A 7,617-nucleotide genomic window follows, 5' to 3' on the forward strand; every position below is an offset into this window, starting at 1 on the left:
TAATCGCTTTCAGGCGTAATGCCAGACTTTTCGGCAGTGGTCAAGCATGTAAAAAAGGTGTTAGATGCAGGAACCCCATTCACAGTTTCTGACAGGGGTAGGCGGCGTTTCCTGACAGGAACTGCCGGGGGGATTTCCAGAACACTTTTCATCAGAGAGCTGATTCATGCGTAAGCACGCAATGGTGTGTTCGATACAGCTGGCCCTGCTCGCCATGACCGCACCGGCCATGGCCCAAACCACTTCGGGGAGCCAGCCCCAACAACTGGATACCGTGCAGGTCACCGGTTCGCGCATCCCGCGCGCACAGGTGGAGGGGCCCGCACCCATCAGTGTCATCAATGCCGAACAGATCAAGGCCGCCGGCCTGACCTCGGTACCCGATGTACTTCGCGCGCTAAGCCAGAACAACGGCTACACGCAGGGACAGCAGAACACCACCGGCGCACAGTCCACGCCCGGCGCACAGGCCGTGGACCTGCGTGGACTCGGACCGAATCACACGCTGGTGCTGATCAACGGCCGCCGCATCGCCGACTTCCCCCTCCCGCTCAACGGCAAGAGCAACTTCACCGACGTCGGCAACATTCCGCTGGGAATGATCGACCGCATCGAAGTGCTCACCGGCAGCGCCTCGGCCGTGTACGGCTCCGACGCGATGGCTGGCGTGATCAACTTCATCCTGAAGAAATCCACCGATGGCACCACCATCGACTACCGCTACGGCGACACCAGTCGCGGCGGCGGTGAATCGCATGACCTGACCCTGACGACCGGCTTTGACCGCGGCAACTTCACCGGCATCGTCGGCGTGGAACTGATCAACAAGCGTCCGCTGTGGGGTAGCGATCGCAAGGCCCAGGATTCCACGTTCGATGGCCCGACCGAGCGCAGCCGGCTGCCGCACCTGGTGGCCCGTCGCTATGACGTGGACGATGACGTGGCGATGGACCCGGAAGGCGCATGCGCGAACCTGGGGGCGCTCAACGGCGGCAGCACCACGCTGGCCGCCGACCGCTATGGCGAGCCATACTGCGGCAGCGACCGCGTCGTCGGCTATCGCACCATCGTCAACGAGCGCAAGGGCGCCACCGCCTACGGTTCGTTCGAGTACCGCTTCAACGACGCGCTGTCGTGGTTCGCCGATGTCCAGCTGGGCCACCAGAAGGTCAAGCTGATGACCGGCAACGGCGGCAACAATGCGGTGAGCGACAACATGGGCTGGGAGTTCCACGACCCCGCCTCGACCGACAACAACGACAAGGTCTTCTACAACGCCGGCACCGGCCACTACGAGATCTGGCAGCGGCAGTTCAGCCCCGAGGAAGTGGGCGGCCTGGGCAACCGCATGAACACCACCACCCAGAAGACACTGGCGGTGACCACCGGCCTGAAGGGCATGTTCGGCGAGAACTGGAACTGGGAAGCGGCCTACAACCATTCCCAGTACAAGGCCGACGTGAAGATGCCGCGCATCAAGGCCGACGCCGCCAACCGCTTCTTCCTGGGCGAACGCCTGGGTTACGACGCCGATGGCTATGCGATCTACAACCCCGATCCGGCCCGCCTGTACACCCCGCTGACGGCGGCGCAGTTTGCCTCGTTCGCCGCCATGTCCACCTTCCGCCCCGAGGCGAAGAACGACAACGTCAGCTTCACCGCCGACAATGGCTCGCTGTTCTCGTTGCCGGCCGGTGACGTGGGCTTTGCCGGCGTCATCGAGTACGGCCGCCAGTCGTATGCGATCAATCCCGATCCGCTGGCATTGACCGCCGATGCCTACTACGGCCCGCAGTACGGCGATGGCGATGGCAGCCGCAACCGCTGGAGCGCGGCGGGCGAACTGCGCGTGCCGGTGACTTCGAACCTGGAAGCCAGCCTGGCCGGCCGCTATGACCGCTACAGCTTCGGCAACCGCAACCCCGGCAAGTTCACCTACAGCGCCGGCCTGGAATGGCGTCCGTTCGACACCCTGCTGGTGCGCGGCTCGTACGGCACCGGCTTCCGCGCGCCGGACATGCACTACCTGTTCGCCGGCGATGATTTCTACCGCAAGGTTTCCACCGATTACTACCAGTGCCGTACCGATGAACCCGGCTTCAACAACGGCAAGTGCTACAACGAGGGCGACTGGGACACCAACACCCTCGACGTCTATGCCGGCAACGAGGAGCTGGACGTGGAGACCAGCAAGTCGTTCACGGCCGGCTTCGTGTGGTCGCCGATCGACGGCCTGGACCTGGCGGTGGACTACTACAAGATCAAGGTGATGAACCAGGTGCAGTCGCAGGACCGCGAGGTGCTGCGCATCACCGAAGCCAACTGCCGGCTGGGCGTGACCGACAGCGGTGCGGCGGTGGACATCAACTCGCCGACCTGCGTCGATGCGCTGGCCCGTGTCATCCGGGACGCCGACGGCACCATCACCAGCGTCCACTTCGCGCCGATCAACATCGCCCGCGAGGAGACCTCGGGCGTGGACGTGACCGCCAACTACCGCCTGCCGACCACCCGCATCGGCAACTTCAACCTCAGCGGCAGCTACACCTGGGCACGTAACCACACCCGCCAGCAGTATCCCGGCGACCCGACCGAGGACATGCTGGCCGTCACCTTCGTCGACACCACCATGCCGCGCGTGAAGTCCAACCTGGGCGTGAGCTGGGACCGTGACCAGTGGGGTGCCAGCCTGTTCGGCAACTACCTGGGCCGCGTCGCCAACTACGACAACGACGCGTGGACCGAGGCCACCTGGCGCTTCAACGCCGCGGCGCGGTATGACATCACCGACCACCTGCGGGTGTCGCTGACGGTCAACAACCTGTTCGACAAGATGCCGCCGAAGGATGCCACCTGGGCGGCCTATCCGTACTACAACACCTCGTGGTTCGACACCATCGGCCGCAGCTACTTCGTGCAGGTGACCTGGAAGCTGGGCGGCAAACCGCTGTGATCATCGATTGACTGCCGTACCCGAAGCCCGCCGCAAGGCGGGCTTCGTTTTTTCGCCATCCAGCGGCGCCTCCAGTTCTCGGATGGCAATTTAGGAATCCACTGATGTGCGCGTCAGTGGCCGCTCCCTAGCATGCAGCGATGCACCGCCTTCTTCCCCGGCGTCATGCCATGGACGCCCCCGTGGTCGCCGCCAGCGTCCTGCTGCGCGCACTTTCGCTGTGTGTGCTGTTGTGCCTGCTCGGAACCGCCGTCTTCTACCTGTTGGGCCAGCTGGACGAAGCAGTGTCGCAGCACCGTCGCGACATGAACGCCCGCGCCTACCGCACCCAGCTCTACTTCGACCAACGCGAAGCGCTGCTGAACTACCTGGCCGATTCGGTCGTGCAGGTGCCCTTGCGGGAGGACACTCCCCTCCCGGTGATCGAAGGCGCGGTCCGGCACCTGCCGCTGGGCCAGGTTGGCAGCCGCCAGCAGTTGCAACTGCTGCTGCCCGCACGGGCCGAGCGCACCCTGCGGGAACTGGGGGTGCGGCTGATCCACGTGGGCCCGGGCACTGATGCCTCCGGGCGCTGGCTCTCCCCGATCAACACCGAAACCGCAGGCGTCCCCATCGGCGTGGATGCAACCCTCCTGCGCCTGCATGCCGCGCCCGGGCAGAGCCCCCCGCAGGTGCAATGGCTGGCCTCGCCGCAGGCACCGGGCACGATCCACCTCTATCGCGCCATCGATGATGCCACCGTACCGCAGCACTGGCTGGTACTGGCCCTGGATGCCGCAGCATCCGCCGCCGTCGTTGGTTGCGGCACCACCAGCGCCTGCGCGCTACTCGATGCCAGTGGACAGCCGGTGCCTCCCACAAACTCTGGCAAGGGAGCGCCGCCCTCGCCATGGTTGCGCGAACTGCAGGGTGATCGCTTCGGCTTCGCCTGGCTGCACGGGCTGACATTGCTGAAGGGGATCGGCCGGGACGACTGGCGATTGGTCCAGCATGTCCGCCCCGCGCGGCTGCTGAAGGACATCGGCATGCCCCTGGCGGTGACCCTGCTGCTATGCGTGGTGGCGGCCGTCACCCTGCGCGCACTGACGCTGAAGCTCGACCGCCAGATCATCGGCCCGGCACGTGACCAGCACCGGCAGCTGTTGGAGAGTTTCCATTTCGGCAGCACGGTCGTGGAGATGGCGCCGGTCGGCATCTGCGTGCTGCGCTGCCACGATGGCCAGATCATGCTGGAGAACCAACTGGCACGCGACTGGTTGGGCGCAGACCATCGCAGCGAGGACTGGAACGCGGCGTGGCGCAGCATCGCCCGCAGCAGCCATGCCTCCACCGCGGCCCGGCAGGCACGCGATTTCACCACGCATGATGGCCGCGAGCTGCAGGTGCTGTACAGCGCCACCCGCTACCACAATGAAGACGTACTGCTGTGCGTGTTCAGCGACATCAGCCGACACCGCCAGATCCAGGCCGCGCTGGCCAATGCAAAGTTGGCGGCCGACAACGCCAGCAAGGCCAAGAGCGCATTCGTGGCGACGATGAGCCATGAGATCCGCACGCCACTGCACGGCCTGCTTGGCACGCTGGAACTGCTTGCCGGCACCTCGCTGGATCCACGGCAGGCGCGCCTGCTGGAAACCCTGCAACAGTCCTCGGCGGTCCTGCTGCAGCTGATCAGCAACGTACTGGACGTCTCGCGGATCGAATCGGGACAGCTCGGCATCCGTCCGGCACCGTTCTGCCCGCTGGACCTGGCCGAGACGACGCTGCGCAGCTATGCCGATGCAGCGCTGCGCAAGCAGCTGCAGATCATGGTCTGCACCGACCCGACCCTGCCGATGCATGTCACCGGCGACGCCGATCGCATCCGCCAGATCCTGGGCAACCTGCTGAGCAACGCGATCAAGTTCACCGACAGTGGGCGGATCGTGATGCGGGTCTGGCCCGAGCAGGACGAGGCCGGCATGCAGCGCATCTGCTGGCAGGTCACCGACACCGGCGTGGGCATCCCCGTAGCGGCCCAGGCACGCCTGTTCAAGCCGTTCCAGCAGGTCGAAGGCCAGCACCGCGCGGAGGGCAGCGGGCTGGGGCTGTCGATCAGTCGCCATCTGGTCGAACAGATGCATGGCGAGCTGCAGCTGGTCAGTGCATCCGGATTGGGCAGCAGCTTCACCATCCGCCTACCACTACCCACCGCCGCGGAAGAGGATGGGAACACGCCGCGCCTGCTCGCCGAACCGGTGGTGTATGTGCGCTGCCCGGTGCTGGAGCTGACCGAGAGCGCCTGCCAATGGCTGCAACGCTGGGGCGCCACGGCACGACCATGGCCGGGCTTGATGCAGGCCATCGAACCGGGCGCCATCCTGGTGGACAGCGATCCCGGCGGCGCGGCGCCCTTGTCCTGGTCCGGCCCGCGCGTGATCACCACGCCCGATGCCGGCGACCAGCCCATCGCTCATCCGGCGCGGCCGGACGAACGCATCGTCAGCCTCTTCAGCATCCGCGCCATCGCCGCCGGCGTGGCACAACTGCAGCAGGGGGTGCTGTTGCCTGCGCCCCCCGCTGCTCCCCGTCATGGACATGCCCTCGGGTTGCAGGTGCTGGTGGTCGAGGACAACCCCATCAATCGCCTGCTGCTCCAGGAGCAGCTCGAAGCGCTCGGCTGCCAGCCGACCCTGGCCGCCGATGGCTGCGAGGCATTGGCCTGCTGCCGCGCACGCGACTTCGACGTGATCCTGAGCGACATCAACATGCCGCGGATCGACGGCTACGCATTGGCGCGTCGGCTGCGCGCGGTCGGCATCTCGACGCCGATCATCGGCGCCACCGCCAACGCCGCGCCCGAAATCCGTGCGCTATGCCGCGAGGCTGGCATGGACGACTGCCTGTTCAAGCCCATCACCCTGCAGGCGCTGCAGGCCCAGTTGGCGACGCTCGGTCTGTCCCCCCATCAGGCATTGGAGGAACCCGCCCTCGCCCCTGTCGCTGCCCCTTCCACCACGACGGATGCGTTGCAGGTGCCAGCGGACGTACTGCAGGTGTTCATAGACACGATGCGTTCGGACATCAGCCACCTGGGTGTAGCAATGGCCGATGCCGAACGCCCACTGGCCTCGCAGCTGCTGCACCGGATCCGTGGCGCGCTGGTCGTTGTTTCGGCCACTGGCCTGGCCGATGCCGCCCAGCTCGCCGAGCGGCAGGTGGCCGGCTCCGCCCCTTGGGCGGAGGCCATCGATGCAACCAACACATTCGTCTTCCGGCTGGAGGGCGCACTGCGCCAACTGGAGACGGCCGGCCCGGTAACGTCGCGACTTGCGCCGATGCCCGCAGCAGGGACGGAGGACGCTGATGCACGCAACCGTAGTGATCGCTGACGATCACCCGATCGTCCTGGCGGGCATCCGCCACGCCATCGAGCATGACCCCCGGCTGGAAGTGGTCGGCCAGGCGCAGGATCCCTCCTCGCTGGTCGCGTTGATGCATGCGCATGCCCCCGACATCGTCATCACCGACTACAACATGCCGGGCAACGATGCGCTTGGCGATGGCATCAAGCTGGTGTCCTATCTATTGCGGCACTTCCCGCACAGCCGCCTGCTGGTACTGACCATGGTATCCAACCCGTCGATCATCGCTGCGATGTACCGCGCCGGTGCGGGTGGCGTGGTCCGAAAGAGTGGTGATCCCGCCGAACTGGGGCTCGCGCTGTCCGCGCTGCTGGCGCGCCGCATCTACCGGCCGGTGGAGCAGACATGGGCTGACCGCGCCGCGGTATCCATGACGCCTGCCGCGCGGTTGTCGCCACGCGAGTTCGAAGTGCTGCGCCTGTTCGCCAACGGCCGCTCGGTGGGAGATATCGCGCGCCTGCTCAGCCGCAGCATCAAGACGGTCAGCACGCAGAAGGTCAGCGCCATGCGCAAGCTGGGTACGCGCACCGACCAGGAACTGATCTCGTTCTGCCTGGCGTCGGATCTGTTCCGGTGATCGCCGTCTGCGTTGTCGCGTACCAGGCGGGAACCTGTCGCTGATCACGGCGTGGACGCTGCATTGCTGGGGAAACCGTGGTGCGCATGCAGTTCTCCACATGGCATGTGGAGAGTGATGGGAGAAGCGTGTGGATAACCGCGTGCAGCCCCTGCGCTGCAAGGGTTTCGAAAGCGTGATCATATTTTCACCAGCGTGCAATCCCGGCACCGGCAGCGAGCGCCTCCTCCCCCGCCCTCCCCTTGGCTTCGCCAGAGGGAAGGGATGGATGCCAGCACTCGGACGGTTTTCCACACCCCATGTGGAAAGCGATGGGAGAAGCATGTGGATAAGTGCTTGCAGCCATTGCGCGACAAGGCGCTTCAACCACTGGTCAATAATTCACCACATCACACGTATGCACCATCGGGCAGAAACAACAAGGCCCCGCGGTGCGGGGCCTTGTGATGCAGCAACGTCCGCGAATCAGACGTTGAAGCGGAAATGCAGGATGTCGCCTTCCTGCACGCGGTATTCCTTGCCTTCCAGACGCAGGCGGCCGGCTTCCTTGGCACCGGCTTCGCCGCGGTACTTGATGAAGTCGGCGTAGGAAATGGTTTCCGCGCGGATGAAGCCCTTCTCGAAGTCGGTGTGGATCACCGCGGCGGCCTGCGGCGCGGTGGCCCCCTTGCGCACGGTCCAGG

The 7,617-nt window shown here is 65.6% G+C and carries 4 protein-coding genes; 3 read left to right on the forward strand and 1 reads right to left on the reverse strand.

All coding sequences use genetic code 11. The annotated features are described in order from the left end of the window. Positions 1 to 166 precede the first annotated feature (166 nt). The 3 genes from VA603_RS06030 (at position 167) to VA603_RS06040 (ending at position 6,934) form a co-directional block, all read left to right on the forward strand. Positions 167 to 2,953 carry a TonB-dependent receptor plug domain-containing protein gene (locus VA603_RS06030; protein WP_323438239.1) on the forward strand — a complete coding sequence of 929 codons (2,787 nt, stop codon included), beginning with the start codon at positions 167 to 169 and terminating at the stop codon, positions 2,951 to 2,953. Between the two features lie 170 nt (positions 2,954 to 3,123). Beyond that, on the forward strand, positions 3,124 to 6,324 hold the full coding sequence (locus VA603_RS06035) for a hybrid sensor histidine kinase/response regulator (protein ID WP_323438240.1): 3,201 nt from the start codon (positions 3,124 to 3,126) through the stop codon (positions 6,322 to 6,324). Then, complete coding sequence (locus tag VA603_RS06040; protein ID WP_323438241.1) at positions 6,299 to 6,934, forward strand: response regulator; 636 nt, start codon at positions 6,299 to 6,301, stop codon at positions 6,932 to 6,934. Before VA603_RS06035 ends, VA603_RS06040 begins: the two co-directional genes overlap by 26 nt. 465 nt (positions 6,935 to 7,399) lie before the next feature. Here VA603_RS06040 and VA603_RS06045 read toward each other — a convergent pair. Beyond that, positions 7,400 to 7,617 (reverse strand): DUF933 domain-containing protein (locus tag VA603_RS06045; RefSeq protein ID WP_323438242.1); only part of this gene is annotated, 218 nt, incomplete at its 5' end.

Source organism: Stenotrophomonas capsici, from assembly GCF_034961085.1.
GTDB lineage: Bacteria > Pseudomonadota > Gammaproteobacteria > Xanthomonadales > Xanthomonadaceae > Stenotrophomonas > Stenotrophomonas capsici.

Bases quoted from the DNA above. Each gene is read 5' to 3' on its own strand.
- VA603_RS06030 (WP_323438239.1), top strand. From the start codon at position 167: ATGCGTAAGCACGCAATGGTGTGTTCGATACAGCTGGCCCTGCTCGCC.
- VA603_RS06035 (WP_323438240.1), top strand. From the start codon at position 3,124: ATGGACGCCCCCGTGGTCGCCGCCAGCGTCCTGCTGCGCGCACTTTCG.
- VA603_RS06040 (WP_323438241.1), top strand. From the start codon at position 6,299: ATGCACGCAACCGTAGTGATCGCTGACGATCACCCGATCGTCCTGGCG.